The following is a 15668-nucleotide window of genomic DNA, read 5'->3' on the forward strand; positions in this document are numbered from 1 at the left end:
TGCACATTTCATCTAAAATGATTTAAAGTATAATAATCAACAGGAACACGATAACGAAAAATAAAGACACCCTATGCTCAAACGACTACGTTTACTTTTATTAGTTTTGATAGCCATCAGTTGGTTTGTCTTTATCCTGCCCTACTTATTAGTTCAAACTCAATGGGGTGCGCATTATGCGGGTCTAATGCTCTCCAATTATAATAGTCAGTATACGATTTCGTTTGAACGGGTATCACATTCAATTACAAAACCGTATGAACTCACATTCGAAAACCTGAAAATTCAGGATAAAGCGCAATCGAGGACTTATCTCACCAGCCAAAAAGTCGTCATTGGTTTACTTAAAAATGATCTATTACAACTAAATCGCTTGGATTATCTATTACTCGAAAATGGTCAGATTGAGGTATTACAGCACAATGCTGAATTCAATGTACAATTTTTACAACTTAAAAACATCTCCGTGCATTACCTTGATACAGCTCAGAATATCGAAATAACCCTTAGCAATATTTATGGCGGTGCGAAGCCTTGGTCGACACGGCTCTTGACTGATCGGTTAGATACCCAATTTAACTTTACCATTCAGCGTGCTATTTATAATCAATTTAAAAGTGAATCGGTCTTTGTGCAAGGCATACAAAAAAACCAGCAACTTCGGCTATCCAATCTTGGTGGGAATATCAACCAAGGCTTTTTCACTGCAAATTTGGTTATTTTACCCAACAATCAGATCGATGTTGCGCAATTAAAATTAAATAATATTCATTTTCAATCAACCGATAATGTGTCGCGTATTAATGACCTGATAACAGACTTACCCAATACAACAGTACAATTATTGTCGATAATCAACAGTAGTGTTAGCTTGCCAAACCTAACGATCGAGAAAGCAAATCTTGAAGCTAAAAATATCCGTTATGATGGTCAATGGCAACTAGACAAAAGTGATTTATCCTTCGATGCACAAAGTATTGTTTGGCAAGATGAGCTTGTCGAACAACCGTTATTACAATGGTATCATGCCGATGATAAGATCATTCTTGAACAAGCGATTGCATTATGGAATAAAGGTAACATCAAATTGGCGGGAAGCTGGCAAAATGGCTTATTAACCATTGATAATATGATTGCAGGTGGCATTCGTTATCAACTCCCCACTCGTTGGTATCAAACCCTTGATACACACACGCTACCAGATATATTCCCTGATCATATTGTGATTAAGCAGTTTATGCTGATGCCAAGCTTATTAATCGATACAGACCCGCAATTTCCATTTCAACTCAGTTCATTTGAAGCCTTTGGTAATGATATTAACATTAATACCTCACAACACCATGTCAATATTAATGGGAGTATGTTATTAAAGGCAGATAACGCTACATTCAATACTGTTGAATTAAATAAACCCGATTTAAGCATGACGTTAACAGATAAAAATTACCTTTTAACATTCAGTACTCTGATTGAACAAGGTATTCTTGAAGGGCAGGCGCATTTATTTACGACTCAACAGCTGAAATCGTTAACCCTTAATGCTCACACGGTTGATAGTCAAGTACTGGCGTTATGGCATTTAATCAATAACCCACTCACAACAAATAAATTTACTGTTGAATTACAAGGTCTATTAATCCCATTATCACTTAACGGTGTATTAAAAACGAATGGTAATAGCTACCCGATTAAAGACAATAAACTGACTGGCTATTGATTTAGCAGAATCAGTCCCAATTATATTAACTATCCAATTGGGTATATCCGCTCATAATAGCGGGTGGCTTTAAGGGTTAATTCATTGCATAACATAAGTTGGAAATCATGATGAATGATGCTGCGCAATTAATGCGATTAGATAAATGGTTATGGGCTGCGCGTTTTTATAAAACACGTTCACTTGCTCGTGAAATGATTGAAGGTGGTAAAGTTCACTATAATGGTCAACGAACTAAACCCAGTAAAATTGTGGAAATTGGCGCTGAGCTTAAATTGCGGCAAGGCAGTGATGAAAAGACCATCACCGTTTTAGCATTAAGCCAGCAGCGACGCAGTGCAAATGAAGCACAAATGTTATATCGCGAGAATGAAGCCAGTATTGTAAAGCGAGAGCAGATAGCGCAAGCTCGTAAATTAGGTGCTTTAACCATGCCGCATCCTGATCGCCGCCCGGATAAAAAAGAACGTCGTAATTTGATAAAATTTAAATATGGTGAATAATTTATTCATCAGGAGTCAATATGAACCAAACAACTACAGAACAAACCACTCATCACGATAAATTATCGCGATTTTTATTTGATAATCATGCTATTCGTGGTGAATTGGTCAATTTGAACCAAACTTATCAACACATATTAGCCAACCATAATTATCCTTTACCTGTTCAACACTTATTAGGTGAATTATTAGTTGCAACGAGTTTGTTGACCGCAACCTTAAAATTTGAGGGCGATATTACGGTACAATTACAAGGTGACGGTCCCCTTAATTTAGCCGTGATTAATGGTAATAATCATCAACAAATGCGTGGGGTCGCTCGTGTTAACAGTGAAATCAAAGATGATGCCACGTTAAAAGAGATGTTGGGTAATGGGTACATCGTTATTACAATTACGCCGAAAAAAGGCGAGCGTTATCAGGGGATAGTAGGAATTGAAGCCGATACCCTGACCGGTTGTATTGAAAATTATTTCAAACAATCAGAACAATTACCCACAAAACTAGTGATAAAAACGGGTGTTTACCAAAATATGCCCATGGCTGCTGGCATATTATTACAAGTGTTACCGGCGAGTGAAGATACACAAACTTCATTTGAACATCTTACGACTTTAGCCGAAACTATCAAACCAGACGAAATTTTTGCATTACCTGCTGATGAAGTCCTTTACCGACTTTATCACCAAGAAGACGTACGCTTATTTGATGGTCAATGTGTTGAATTTAAATGTACTTGCTCAAGACAACGTTGTGAAGATACATTAGTGACTTTGCCCGAAAACGAAGTGGATACCATTCTATCCGAAGATGGTAATATTGATATGCATTGTGATTACTGTGGTAATCATTATATTTTCGACAAAATTGATATTGAAAATTTGCGCAAACATCAGCTCAAAGACACGCTTCATTAATATTGGCCCCTCAATCTAATGGTTGGGGGGAGTTGATGGCTATTTCGAATTAAACTATCCTATATCACTTTATCAATGTATAACGCATGAGATCCTAATATGATTAAACTAATAATAACGGACATGGACGGCACTTTCTTAAATAGCCAAGGTGACTTTGATCGCGAATTATACCGCAGTGTTAAATTAAAAATGGATCAACAAGGCATTATTTTTGCACCTTGTACTGGTAAGCAGTGTGAACGCGTTGAACAACTATTTGGTCCAACGCTTGCGTCAGATCTCTGGATTTTAGGAGACAGTGCAACGCGAATTAAACATAATGGTCAATATATTTATCAATCACTGCTTGCTAATAGATTGGGTTTAGCCATTATTAATACGTTGGAAAACGTTTCATTAGAACATATTATTATTGCCTGTACACCAAGTTGTGCCTATATCAAATCCAGCTTATCTGATAGTGAACAACAAAAAATAAAAGGGTCTTATGCGAACGTTAAAACCATTGATGACTTATCATTAATCGCGGAAGATTTTGTAAAAATAACCGTTTATGACGCCCAACTACGTTGTTTTGAAACGCGTGAAAAGCTGGCGCAATTTTTTGACCAAGCCTATATCGTCGCATCAGAAGCCGCATGGATAGATATATCAAAGTATGGTGTACATAAAGGCACCACGGTACAAAAATTACAAACATTGCTTAATGTCACAAAAGCACAAACCATGGTATTTGGTGATGGTCTAAATGATATAGAATTGATGCACGCTGGTGATTTTAGTTTTGCCATGCGCAATGCATTTGATGAAACCAAACATGCCGCGCGTTATATTACTGGAACTAATGACGATAATAGTGTGCTAAACACGATCGATCAATTCATCTCGTTGCAATTCCCCGCTAAAAATTAGTCATATCAAACAGCGAAACCGTTAATTGCCCGACTGACAAGGGCAATTAATTTACCACCATAGACTTAAAAGATAAACGACCAATGATGAAAATATGGCAGCAATCACATCATCAATCATAATCCCAAAACCACCCGAAACTTTTTGATCAAACCAACGAATCGGCCAAGGTTTAACCATATCAAACAGTCGAAATGCCACAAATGCAATGACAATCCATAAAATCGTCACATGAGGGATAAAAAATAAGGTTATCCACATCCCAATAAACTCATCCCACACAATATGTCCTGAATCATGAGTATTTGTATCATCAGAGGTTTTTTGACAAATAAAACAACCAAAAATAAAGGCTACAACAATAAAGATCCAGTACAAAACAGGAGTTAATCCATTAAATAACAACCATAACGGAATTGCCATCAATGAGCCCATTGTACCTGGCATTATCGGTGACATACCACTCCCTAATCCGACAGATAAAAAATGGATTGGATTGGTGAGTTTGAGGTTTTGTTTAAAATTTTGGTTATTGCTTGATTTTGCCATTGATATTATTGATTCATTAAATTCAAATGAGGGATGTAGTTATATCACAAAAATGAAGCGTGTTAAGCAAAAATTGAACAATCATGGTGTTTTTTATTATTCGTCATGATCAACCGTCGTACACGAATCGTTATTGAGCAATGGATAACCAAATGGTATGAGTATGATATATCGTCATTGAATAGACAAAGCGTGCATTGCACGCTTTGATTTATTTATTTATTTTGGGGCAACGAAAGTGATATTGTTTGACGTTCCTAAAATTAGTCTTTGCTTAATGTTGCGACCATTACTGCTTTAATGGTATGTAAGCGGTTTTCAGCCTCATCAAACACAATACTGTGTTTTGATTCAAAGACATCATTGGTGACTTCCAAACCATTATTTAAGCCATATTGAGCCGCCATTTGTTTGCCAACAGTCGTATTCATATCATGAAATGCGGGTAAACAATGCATAAATTTAACTTGCGGGTTTTTCGTTAACTTAATAACATTTTGATTAATTTGATATGGCGTTAATAATTTAACACGCTCATCCCACACTTCTTTTGGTTCCCCCATTGAAACCCAAACATCAGTATATAAAAAATCAACCCCACTAACGCCCTGTTCAACATCTTCCGTTAAAATAATCTTAGCACCTGTTTTGGCGGCAATCTCTTGGCATCGTTTGACTAAACCATCTTCAGGCTGACAGGCTTTGGGCGCGACTAATCGAATCTCCATCCCCATAAGAGCGGCACCTTCCATTAACGAATTCCCCATGTTATTACGCGCATCACCTAAATAGGCAAATTTAACACTACTTAAATCACGAGTACCAATGTGCTCTTTCATGGTCATAAAATCAGCAAGAATTTGAGTTGGATGGGCTTCATTGGTTAAACCATTCCAAACGGGTACACCCGCACATTTGGCCAACGTCTCAACGATCTCCTGTCCATAACCCCGATATTGAATCCCATCATACATACGGCCTAACACGCGCGCAGTATCGGCAATCGATTCCTTATGACCAATTTGGCTACCGCTTGGCCCCAAATATGTCACACAAGCCCCCTGATCAAATGCCCCGACTTCAAATGCACAACGTGTCCGCGTTGAGTCTTTTTCAAAAATGAGCGCAATATTTTTACCAACCAAATATTGAGGTTCTCGCCCTTGCTTCTTTGCTTTTTTCAGATCGATTGAAAGTTCAATTAATTGATTAATTTCAGCAGGTGTGAAGTCGAGTAAGCGTAAAAAATGGCGTTGATAAAAACCGTGCATAAGATCAGTCTCCTTAAAAATTCCGTATCATTGCCGATAATTTTATTTGAATAATTATTCAAATTCAAGCTAAAGTTTTTATTAGCCCATTTACAGCCTCAATTTTGGCATAAATCTCAAAATTTAGACTTTATTATAAAAATAATTTTAATAATTTCATTTTATTTATTTAAAATATTATAATAAAATAATCGTTACTTAAGCTATGAATATAAATTTAAATGCATTTAAATTCATAAATAATGATTTTTTATTCAAAAAGGTTATTCCATATTATGCAACCACAACCGTCACATCATCATGCACTTCTTATACTGCAAGATGGCTCACAATTTTGGGGAAAATCCATTGGCGCCAACGGCTTAACTGTCGGGGAAGTTGTATTTAATACCTCAATGACAGGTTATCAGGAAATATTAACTGACCCTTCCTACTGCGAGCAAATTATTACGTTAACTTATCCGCATATCGGCAATGTAGGGACAAATCAAATTGACGAAGAATCGGCCCGTATCTATGCCAAAGGACTAATTATTCGTGATTTGCCGTTAATCAGCAGTAATTTTCGTTGTGAACATGATTTATCTCATTACTTAAGCTGCCATAATATTGTGGCAATAGCCGATATAGATACACGTAAACTAACCCGCATTTTAAGAGAAAAAGGCGCATTACATGGTGCAATCATTACTGGGACATCTCCCGAACAACTGATGCAAGAGCGGGTCCCTACCTTAGCTGCTGTGAATGCTTTTAATGGTATTAATGGCGTCGATTTAGCGAAAGTTGTTTCTACCAAACAATCCTATCACTGGCGACAAGGATCAGCGTCACTCACACACCACAGCCCAACTAACACGTTAGACACCGCGCTCCCTTATCATGTTGTTGCTTACGATTTTGGCATAAAACGAAATATTCTTCGTATGCTCGTTGATCGCGGTTGCCAAGTCACGGTTGTCCCAGCTCAAACACCCGCCAATGAGGTGCTAGCCCTTAATCCAGATGGTATATTTTTATCTAATGGCCCTGGGGATCCCGCCCCCTGTGATTATGCGATTGAGGCAATACGAAAATTTTTGCAAACCCCTATTCCTCTTTTTGGGATTTGTTTAGGTCACCAATTGCTTGCTTTAGCATGCGATGCTAAAACCACTAAAATGAAATTTGGCCATCATGGCGGGAATCATCCGGTAAAAGACCTGACCCATAACCAAGTTATGATCACGGCACAAAATCATGGTTTTGCTGTGGATGAAAAGAGCTTACCTGATCATTTGCAGATTACACATATATCACTGTTCGACGGCTCACTACAGGGGATTCACCATAAACACAAAGCCGCATTTAGTTTTCAAGGACACCCTGAAGCCAGCCCTGGACCACATGATGCGACCCGATTATTTGATCACTTTATTGAACTTATAACGATTTACAAGCAGGAGCAATAACTGAGATGGCAAAACGAACTGATATTAAAAGTATTCTGATTATTGGTGCCGGCCCGATAGTCATTGGGCAAGCTTGTGAGTTTGACTATTCTGGCGCTCAAGCATGTAAAGCGTTACGTGAAGAAGGGTATCGCGTTATTTTGGTAAACTCGAATCCAGCAACCATTATGACCGACCCGGAAATGGCTGACGCGACCTATATTGAACCAATTCATTGGACAACGATTCGCAAAATCATTGAGCAAGAAAGACCGGATGCGATTTTACCCACAATGGGAGGCCAAACCGCCTTAAATTGTGCACTGGAGCTTGAAAAACACGGAATTCTTAAAGAATTCAATGTTGAAATGATTGGTGCAACAGCCGATGCGATTGATAAAGCGGAGGATCGCAAACGTTTTGATCAAGCCATGAAAAAGATTGGCCTTGAAACAGCACGTAGTGGCATTGCGCATACCCTGAGTGAAGCGTATCAGGTACTTGATAAAGTGGGGTTTCCTTGCATTATTCGGCCCTCTTTTACCATGGGTGGGACGGGGGGGGGAATTGCTTATAATCGTGAAGAATTTGAAGACATTTGTTTGCGGGGTCTCGATCTTTCCCCTACGAATGAGTTATTAATCGATGAATCATTGATTGGCTGGAAAGAGTACGAAATGGAAGTGGTGCGTGATAAAAATGATAATTGTATTATTGTCTGCTCAATTGAAAATTTTGATCCAATGGGGATTCATACTGGTGACTCAATTACCGTTGCACCGGCTCAAACCCTAACTGATAAAGAATATCAAATCATGCGTAATGCTTCATTAGCCGTTCTGCGTGAGATAGGTGTTGAAACTGGTGGCTCAAATGTCCAATTTTCAGTTGATCCACAAACGGGGCGTTTAATTGTTATTGAAATGAATCCTCGTGTATCAAGGTCATCAGCTTTAGCCTCTAAAGCAACAGGATTTCCAATTGCTAAAATAGCTGCAAAACTGGCGGTAGGTTATACCCTTGATGAACTGGCTAATGATATTACTGGCGGAAAAACACCCGCGTCATTTGAACCTTCCATCGACTATGTTGTGACGAAGATACCACGTTTTAATTTTGAAAAATTTGCTGGATGCAACGATCGCTTAACCACTCAAATGAAATCGGTCGGTGAAGTAATGGCAATTGGGCGTACATTCCAAGAATCATTACAAAAAGCATTACGTGGGCTTGAGGTGGGGGTAACAGGCTTTGATTCGAAAGTAACAAACTATTTTGATCATGATCAACTCATCAAAATTCGTCGCGAATTACAAGAAGCTGGGAGTGATCGCATTTGGTATATTGGCGACGCGTTTAGGGCCGGCTTTACGTTGGATGACGTCTTCAATCTTACGCATATTGATCGTTGGTTTTTGGTGCAGATTCAACAACTGATCAAGCTCGAGCATTCAGTGAGTCAAACATCATTAAACAAACTCGATTATCAAATGCTAAGACTTTTGAAACGCAAAGGGTTTTCAGATGCCAGACTAGCTAAACTATTACACGTTGATGAAACATTAGTTCGTCAACGTCGACATCAATTTAATCTATATCCTGTTTACAAACGGGTTGATACATGCGCGGCAGAATTTGCAACAAACACGGCGTATTTATATTCAACCTATGAAGATGAATGCGAAGCTTTACCACAATTTGATCGCCAAAAAATCATGATTCTCGGCGGCGGCCCTAACCGTATTGGGCAAGGTATTGAATTTGATTATTGCTGCGTACATGCAGCACTTGCTCTTCATGAAGATGGCTTTGAAACCATCATGGTCAACTGTAATCCTGAAACCGTATCAACTGATTATGATACATCTGATCGCTTATATTTCGAGCCTGTTACACTTGAAGATGTATTAGAGATTGTGCGCGTCGAACAACCTTATGGTGTCATTGTACAATATGGCGGGCAAACACCATTAAAATTAGCCAGAGCACTTGAGGCTGCTGGCGTGCCAATTATTGGTACATCCCCCGATTCAATTGATCAAGCAGAGGATCGCCAGCGCTTCCAACACATCGTTGATAGCCTAAACCTAAAACAACCGGTTAATCGCACCGTCACGGATTTAGAAAATGCCATCACCCAGGCTGAGCAAATTGGCTATCCATTGGTTGTAAGACCCTCTTATGTATTAGGAGGACGTGCGATGGAAATTGTCTATGATGACAACGATTTGAGACGATATTTTCACACAGCAGTAAGTGAATCAAATGACGCACCAGTATTATTAGATCACTTTCTTGATGATGCTATCGAAGTCGATATTGATGTCATCAGTGATGGTACCACGGTTGTGATTGGCGGCATTATGGAACATATTGAACAAGCGGGTGTGCATTCCGGTGACTCAGCTTGTTCATTACCCACCCATACACTATCTGCAAACACACTCAGTGCACTGCGTCAGCAAGCAAAACAATTGGCACTAGCACTAAATGTGAAGGGATTAATGAATGCACAATTTGCGGTAAAAAAAGGTGATATTTATCTCATTGAAGTCAATCCTCGAGCGGCGCGTACCGTACCTTTTGTGTCCAAAGCAACGGGAGTACCATTAGCAAAAATTGCTGCACGGGTCATGGCTGGTCAATCATTATTGGCACAAAACGTCACACAAGAAATCATACCAAGCTACTATTGTGTCAAAGAAGTCGTACTTCCTTTTAATAAATTTAGTGGTGTTGATCCGATACTCGGCCCAGAAATGCGCTCAACAGGTGAAGTGATGGGAATAGGTAAAACATTTGCTGAGGCATTTGCTAAAGCACAACTCGGCAGTTTATCTAACATGAAAAAGCATGGTTGTGCCTTAATTTCGGTACGAGATCAAGATAAACATCGTGTTATTGAAATCGCGAACAGGTTGATTGAACATGGTTTTACGATTGATGCAACCCACGGCACCGCACACTTATTACAACAAGCGGGAATCGCTTGCCAAGTGGTAAAAAAAGAGACTGAAGGACGACCCAATATTCATGATCATATTAAAAATGGTCAATACAGCTATATCTTAAATACAACGTCTGGACGTGGAGCAATTGAGGCATCTAAAATATTAAGACGTAGTGCAATTCAATATAAGGTTCATTATGACACGACCATTAATGCCGCATTTGCGACAACGCAAGCACTTGATTACGACCCTGCCCAGCAGGTTAATGCATTGCAAACATTGTATGCTAGATGATAATCATTGATATGACTTGGTAAGCAGGTATAAATAGATGCCTGCTTATCATTAAGCCTCAACGTTAGAAGGCTTATTTTCGTTATTTTTTTATCATGATGGCTAATTATAGTGTAAAAACATTTATGAAATACTCATAGCCGAGGGGGTATTAGTTGACTATAATACTCAACTATTAATCACAATTAGAGTAGGACATAATATGATAAATCATTTAATAACTTATAAAACACTACCGATCTGGAATGCAAGTACACTACCACAAGCGTTTAAAGAAATGCACAATACTCAAGTTGGCACCTGGGCTAAATTAACGATCTTAAAAGGTGAATTAAAATTTGCCATGCTTGATGAGCAAGGTGACGTCACTGAAATGTTTGAATTTTCGGTCAGTAATCAACCTCCTTTTATCGAGCCTCAACAATGGCATAAAATTGTCAGCGTGTCTGAGGATATTGAGTGCCAACTCTGTTTTTATTGCCGTAAAGAAGATTATTGTGCAAAAAAATATGATCTCACCACAACGCACTCTGAAGTGATTGAAGCTTGTCAAATTGTAAAACCTGGTAAAGCATTAGATCTTGGTTGCGGCTCGGGGCGCAATTCACTTTACCTGAATTTACTCGGTTTTGATGTTGATGCGGTAGATAAAAATGAACTTAGTATTGCCAAAATTAATGCGTTTATCAGTCAAGACGAACTCAAACACATAACGGCAAATGTGTATGACATTAATCAGGCCAATTTAGCCGGTCAATATGATTTTATCATGTCAACGGTTGTAATGATGTTTTTGCAGGCAGAACGTATTCCCGCAATTATCGAAAATATGCAAGCCATCACAAAGCCGCAAGGCTATAATCTGATTGTTAGTGCAATGTCCACTGATGACTGCCCATGTAGTGTACCATTTTCATTTACCTTTAAAGAAAATGCGTTACGCAACTATTATCAAGATTGGGAAATTATTAAATATAATGAAAATATGGGGCAATTGCATAAAACCGATTTGCATGGCAACCGTATTAAACTTCGCTTTGCCACCTTGCTTGCTAAAAAACGCTAAAACTGATGATGCCGCATGACGCGGCATCAACCATCCTAAAAATGTTTTAAAAGTGCTGACTCATCAATGGTAGGAGAACTATTATCAAACCGTATATGGTTTATTCCCTGCCATAAACATTTTTTTTGATTAATCCCCGCAATAAATGTATCCCAATTGTCTAATTTCCACACATCCCGTTCATTATTACGGGTGATAATACGCTCTTTCAGAATATTCGGTTGAACAAACACTTCTAAGATATGTGGTTCTACATTATGCCAATTGAATTTTTTCATACTATCTAATACATAATTTTTATCTTCAAAATAGCTTAAAAATGGGGCATCTAAAATAACTGAATTGCCTAATTGTAAATTCTCACTGGCAATATGAAGCAGTGTTTCATACTCAAGTTTCATCACCGATTGTTTATAATAATCGCACTGATCTCTTGCGGTTGGTTCATATCCCCGAGAGATCAGTAATTCCCCCGTAAACCGATTGGCAACAATATCTTTATCCAAATAGCAGTAATGAAATTTTGATGCTAAAAACTTACCGACTGTTGACTTGCCTGTGCCTGCTGCCCCAATAAGAAAAATGGCTTTAATTGTTGATTTTGATTGCATAAAAATTGCTCCATTTCGCATATGCGAAATTAATTTCATATATGCGAACTATTAATGTGAACTAAATTAGATATTAAACATTATGGTATAAAATGTAGTCGCAATGATAATATGATATGTTATATTTAATAAAGTAATAAAATTGAATTCTTTAACCTACTTCACAATTCGCATATACGAATGTTATGAAACGAAATGAACACCCTATAAAGTTAAATAAATCCGCGGCAAGAACAATTGATTTGCTACTTTTGTTTGTCAGTAGTGATAAATATTTAACCCTCAATAATATTTGCGAGATGATGCAACTCCCTAAAAGTAGCACATTTGAACTGGTACAAACTTTAGTTTATAAGGGAATGATTGAAGTCAAGGACCCTGTGTTAAAAACATACGGTTTGAGCCTATTAGCTTTTGAGATAGGTAGTGCGGTTATTACCAATATGGGGGTCGCTGATGCGGCAAGGCCATTTATACAGGAATTAAATCGTCAAACAGGAAGTACCGTATTTTTGGGCGTTGAAGATAAAGGCAAAATTGTTTATATCGATAAAGCAGAAAACCACTCAACGATTAAACCGACAGCTAAATTGGGTTCAAGACGTTACTTGCATACGACTGGTTTGGGCAAAGCATTGCTTTGCGCGTATTCAGACCAAAAAATAATGACAATTTTAGGTGATGAACCCTATCCAAGCAAAACACCGCTATCACACACCAACTCTGCGAGCATACTTGAAGATGCACGTAAAACAAGGGAGCGGGGCTATGCGATTGATGATAGAGAAGATAATTTAGACATGTACTGCATTAGTTCAGCTATCTATAACCATGAAAATGAACCCGTAGCCTCGTTTAGTGTGGCGAGTTTTTATAGTGGTATGACGGAAGAAAAAGAAAAATTAATTGCAAAGTTAGTAAAAGAAACCGCAGCTCAGATTTCAAGAAAATTAGGCTTTACAGGTAATAAACTTTACCAAATGAAGTCTTAAGTTTTACCATTGGAGATTATGTATGTATCGTAAATTAGAAAACTTAAATAAAATTATTGACTCAGGTATTGTTTTAATTGTGAGATTACCAACAGAACAAGCGTCAATAAAAGTGGCAGAAGCTGCTATTGCAGGCGGAATCACGGTCATTGAGATTCCAATGGCGGTACCCAACGCTTTAGGCGTTGTTAAATTTTTATCTGACAAGTATCGTGATAAAGGTATCTTAGTTGGTGTTGGAACCGTGTTAGATGGCGAAACAGCAAGGGCAGCAATATTAGCTGGTGCTGAACTACTCGTCAGTCCAAACCTCAATCCGGATATGATTAAAGTCGCGAATCGTTATCAAGCGATCACATTAAGTGGCGCATACACACCAACTGAAATTCAAAATACGCTAGAGGCGGGTGCAGATATTGTGAAATTATTCCCGGCTGAATTTGTTAGTCCTAATTACATTAAATCCGTCTTGGCACCATTATCCCATGCTCCTATATCGCCAACAGGTGGTGTAACGCCCGAAAATGTTCATGAATGGTTTGCAGCTGGGGCAGTCTGTGTCGGTGTTGCAAGCTATATCACAAAAGCGGCTGGGCAAGATAATGACTATAGTAAAGTCACTAAAGCTGCGCAAACGTTTATTGCTGCGGTCAATAAAGCCAAAAATCAATAACACTTATTAATACAAAATAAAGACATTCTTTTAGGATGTCTCAGGAATCTTTTTGTCTAAAAAAGGGGAAAAGTATGACAATTAAACAAAAACCAAAACTAAGATGGGGCTTTATTATCCTGCTTGTCGTTGGTGCTGTAGTAAATTATCTTGATCGATCTAATTTAAGTATTGCCAATACCACCATCGCACAAGAATTTGGCTTATCTCAAACGCAAATGGGCTTTTTATTATCAGCGTTTCTGTGGCCATATGCATTAGCTAATTTACCTGCGGGTTGGTTAGTCGATAAATTTGGCCCTAAAAAGATGTTTGCATGGGCATCAGGCTTATGGTCAGTTGTCACTATTATTTGTGGTTTTTTAAATACTTACTCAATGTTTTATGCCATGAGAGTTGTACTCGGTGTTGCCGAATCACCATTTTTTACTTCGGGCTTAAAAGCAACGCAAACGTGGTTCTCAAAAGAAGAACGGGGCGTACCTGTATCGATAATTAATACCGGATCACAAATCGCCAATGCAATTGCACCGCCACTATTAACGATTCTGATGCTAACAATGAGTTGGCGTGGTATGTTTGTTATTGTCGGGGTTTTTGGCCTACTTGTTATGCTCGTATGGCTCAAAGTATATCGAAATCCAACCCCAGAAGAAGTCAAATTAATCAAAGGTGAAAATGATACCGAAACCTCAAAAGCAAATGAAGTGCAGGCATCGTGGGGGGATTTACTTAAACAAAAAATGACTTGGTTTATGATTTTGGGTAACTTTGGCATTATGTTTACAATTTGGGTTTATCTAACCTGGTTACCAAGTTATTTAGAAAAAGAACAAGGTTTTACACTTAAACAAATGGGTTGGATTGCATCAATCCCATTCTTTTGTGGCATCATTGGTGTGCTGCTTGGTGGCTTAATTTCTGACTTTGCCATTCGTCGAGGTATACAACCTATCAATGTGCGTAAAATTCCAATTGTGGGGGGAGCCATTATTGCCGCAGCGTCAGTTGCACCGATTGCGTTTATTGATAATACCGTCCTTAGCATTGTTCTGCTCTCTGTTGGTTATTTCGCATCCCAATTGCCATCAGGGGTAATTTGGACATTAGCCGCTGATGTCGCGCCGAGTAATCAGGTCGGTTCACTGGGTGCTATTCAAAATTTTGGTGGTTTCTTAGGTGCAGCAATGGCGCCAATTGTGACGGGCATTATACTGGATAAAACAGGAAGCTTTGGTTATGTATTTATCTTGGGCGCTTGCTTGTTAATCATGGGCGCAATTTCATACGGTATCTTTTTGAAAAAACCGATAAGCCATCACTAAGAGAAAGCTCGATAACAGTTTATATTGATTGATGATGTTGAAAACGAACATAAAATTGATAGACAAATGTGATAATCAAATAAGGCGCCTTAAGGGCGCCTTACTGCATATTAATGATCTTCTTTCGCGTGATTTAAGCTATATTTTGGAATTTCAACCACTAAATCAGCATTGGTCACTTTAGCCTGACAACTTAAACGGCTTTGCGGTTCAACACCCCATGCCTTATCAAGCATATCATCTTCTAGCTCTTCACTTTCTTCAAGTGAATCAAATCCTTCGCGAACAATACAATGACACGTTGAACAAGCACACGACATTTCACATGCATGCTCAATTTCAATATCATTTCGCAACGCAACGTCGAGAATTGATTCCCCTTCCTGTGCTTCCACTGTTTTACCCTCAGGACAAAGTGAATCATTGGGTAAGAATGTTATTTTTGGCATAA

The 15668-nt window shown here is 38.4% G+C and carries 14 protein-coding genes; 10 read left to right on the top strand and 4 right to left on the bottom strand.

Annotated features, from left to right (window positions below; genetic code table 11):
• Window positions 1-73: 73 nt before the first annotated feature.
• The 4 genes from ABEA36_RS12940 to ABEA36_RS12955 all read left to right on the top strand — a co-directional run bounded on the left by ABEA36_RS12940 (window position 74) and on the right by ABEA36_RS12955 (window position 4055).
• A complete protein-coding gene (locus tag ABEA36_RS12940) occupies window positions 74-1720 on the top strand; it encodes a hypothetical protein (RefSeq protein ID WP_345492772.1) in 1647 nt (548 codons plus the stop codon).
• Window positions 1721-1827: 107 nt separating this feature from the next.
• On the top strand, window positions 1828-2223 hold the full coding sequence (hslR, locus tag ABEA36_RS12945; protein ID WP_345492773.1) for a ribosome-associated heat shock protein Hsp15: 396 nt from the start codon (window positions 1828-1830) through the stop codon (window positions 2221-2223).
• 20 nt (window positions 2224-2243) lie between these two features.
• Window positions 2244-3140, top strand: coding sequence for an Hsp33 family molecular chaperone HslO (gene hslO, locus ABEA36_RS12950; protein WP_345492774.1), 897 nt, complete (start codon window positions 2244-2246; stop codon window positions 3138-3140).
• A gap of 99 nt (window positions 3141-3239) precedes the next feature.
• Window positions 3240-4055 (top strand): HAD-IIB family hydrolase, encoded by an 816-nt coding sequence (locus ABEA36_RS12955; protein ID WP_345492775.1) that lies wholly within the window; start codon window positions 3240-3242, stop codon window positions 4053-4055.
• 51 nt (window positions 4056-4106) lie between these two features.
• Here ABEA36_RS12955 and ABEA36_RS12960 read toward each other — a convergent pair whose 3' ends face one another.
• On the bottom strand, window positions 4107-4604 hold the full coding sequence (locus tag ABEA36_RS12960) for a phosphatidylglycerophosphatase A family protein (RefSeq protein ID WP_345492776.1): 498 nt from the start codon (window positions 4602-4604) through the stop codon (window positions 4107-4109).
• A gap of 263 nt (window positions 4605-4867) precedes the next feature.
• Window positions 4868-5875: an ornithine carbamoyltransferase gene (argF, locus tag ABEA36_RS12965; protein WP_345492777.1), complete on the bottom strand. Its 1008-nt coding sequence runs from the start codon at window positions 5873-5875 to the stop codon at window positions 4868-4870.
• A 275-nt stretch (window positions 5876-6150) separates the two neighbouring features.
• Here argF and carA point away from each other — a divergent pair, with 275 nt between their 5' ends.
• The 3 genes from carA to tehB all read left to right on the top strand — a co-directional run bounded on the left by carA (window position 6151) and on the right by tehB (window position 11616).
• Window positions 6151-7326: a glutamine-hydrolyzing carbamoyl-phosphate synthase small subunit gene (gene carA, locus ABEA36_RS12970; RefSeq protein ID WP_345492778.1), complete on the top strand. Its 1176-nt coding sequence runs from the start codon at window positions 6151-6153 to the stop codon at window positions 7324-7326.
• Window positions 7327-7331: 5 nt separating this feature from the next.
• A complete protein-coding gene (gene carB, locus ABEA36_RS12975) occupies window positions 7332-10550 on the top strand; it encodes a carbamoyl-phosphate synthase large subunit (protein WP_345492779.1) in 3219 nt (1072 codons plus the stop codon).
• Between the two features lie 202 nt (window positions 10551-10752).
• A complete protein-coding gene (tehB, locus tag ABEA36_RS12980) occupies window positions 10753-11616 on the top strand; it encodes an SAM-dependent methyltransferase TehB (protein WP_345492780.1) in 864 nt (287 codons plus the stop codon).
• A 35-nt stretch (window positions 11617-11651) separates the two neighbouring features.
• Here tehB and ABEA36_RS12985 read toward each other — a convergent pair whose 3' ends face one another.
• Window positions 11652-12227, bottom strand: coding sequence for a P-loop nucleotide/nucleoside kinase family protein (locus tag ABEA36_RS12985; protein WP_345492781.1), 576 nt, complete (start codon window positions 12225-12227; stop codon window positions 11652-11654).
• Window positions 12228-12412: 185 nt separating this feature from the next.
• Here ABEA36_RS12985 and ABEA36_RS12990 point away from each other — a divergent pair, with 185 nt between their 5' ends.
• The 3 genes from ABEA36_RS12990 to ABEA36_RS13000 all read left to right on the top strand — a co-directional run bounded on the left by ABEA36_RS12990 (window position 12413) and on the right by ABEA36_RS13000 (window position 15217).
• Window positions 12413-13219: an IclR family transcriptional regulator gene (locus tag ABEA36_RS12990; RefSeq protein WP_345492782.1), complete on the top strand. Its 807-nt coding sequence runs from the start codon at window positions 12413-12415 to the stop codon at window positions 13217-13219.
• A gap of 22 nt (window positions 13220-13241) precedes the next feature.
• A complete protein-coding gene (locus ABEA36_RS12995; protein ID WP_345492783.1) occupies window positions 13242-13892 on the top strand; it encodes a beta/alpha barrel domain-containing protein in 651 nt (216 codons plus the stop codon).
• 74 nt (window positions 13893-13966) lie between these two features.
• A complete protein-coding gene (locus tag ABEA36_RS13000) occupies window positions 13967-15217 on the top strand; it encodes an MFS transporter (protein ID WP_345492784.1) in 1251 nt (416 codons plus the stop codon).
• 110 nt (window positions 15218-15327) lie between these two features.
• Here the strand turns inward: ABEA36_RS13000 and fdx are convergent, their stop codons facing one another.
• Window positions 15328-15666, bottom strand: a complete 339-nt coding sequence (gene fdx, locus ABEA36_RS13005; protein WP_345492785.1) for an ISC system 2Fe-2S type ferredoxin — start codon at window positions 15664-15666, stop codon at window positions 15328-15330.
• Between the last annotated feature and the right edge of the window lie 2 nt (window positions 15667-15668).

Origin of the sequence: Orbus sasakiae (genome assembly GCF_039542345.1) — a bacterium.
GTDB lineage: Bacteria > Pseudomonadota > Gammaproteobacteria > Enterobacterales > Orbaceae > Orbus > Orbus sasakiae.

Excerpts from the sequence above, each read along its gene's own strand:
- ABEA36_RS12940 (WP_345492772.1), top strand. The coding sequence starts at position 74 with ATGCTCAAACGACTACGTTTACTTTTATTAGTTTTGATAGCCATCAGT.
- hslR (WP_345492773.1), top strand. The coding sequence starts at position 1,828 with ATGATGAATGATGCTGCGCAATTAATGCGATTAGATAAATGGTTATGG.
- hslO (WP_345492774.1), top strand. The coding sequence starts at position 2,244 with ATGAACCAAACAACTACAGAACAAACCACTCATCACGATAAATTATCG.
- ABEA36_RS12955 (WP_345492775.1), top strand. The coding sequence starts at position 3,240 with ATGATTAAACTAATAATAACGGACATGGACGGCACTTTCTTAAATAGC.
- ABEA36_RS12960 (WP_345492776.1), bottom strand. The coding sequence starts at position 4,604 with ATGGCAAAATCAAGCAATAACCAAAATTTTAAACAAAACCTCAAACTC.
- argF (WP_345492777.1), bottom strand. The coding sequence starts at position 5,875 with ATGCACGGTTTTTATCAACGCCATTTTTTACGCTTACTCGACTTCACA.
- carA (WP_345492778.1), top strand. The coding sequence starts at position 6,151 with ATGCAACCACAACCGTCACATCATCATGCACTTCTTATACTGCAAGAT.
- carB (WP_345492779.1), top strand. The coding sequence starts at position 7,332 with ATGGCAAAACGAACTGATATTAAAAGTATTCTGATTATTGGTGCCGGC.
- tehB (WP_345492780.1), top strand. The coding sequence starts at position 10,753 with ATGATAAATCATTTAATAACTTATAAAACACTACCGATCTGGAATGCA.
- ABEA36_RS12985 (WP_345492781.1), bottom strand. The coding sequence starts at position 12,227 with ATGCAATCAAAATCAACAATTAAAGCCATTTTTCTTATTGGGGCAGCA.
- ABEA36_RS12990 (WP_345492782.1), top strand. The coding sequence starts at position 12,413 with ATGAAACGAAATGAACACCCTATAAAGTTAAATAAATCCGCGGCAAGA.
- ABEA36_RS12995 (WP_345492783.1), top strand. The coding sequence starts at position 13,242 with ATGTATCGTAAATTAGAAAACTTAAATAAAATTATTGACTCAGGTATT.
- ABEA36_RS13000 (WP_345492784.1), top strand. The coding sequence starts at position 13,967 with ATGACAATTAAACAAAAACCAAAACTAAGATGGGGCTTTATTATCCTG.
- fdx (WP_345492785.1), bottom strand. The coding sequence starts at position 15,666 with ATGCCAAAAATAACATTCTTACCCAATGATTCACTTTGTCCTGAGGGT.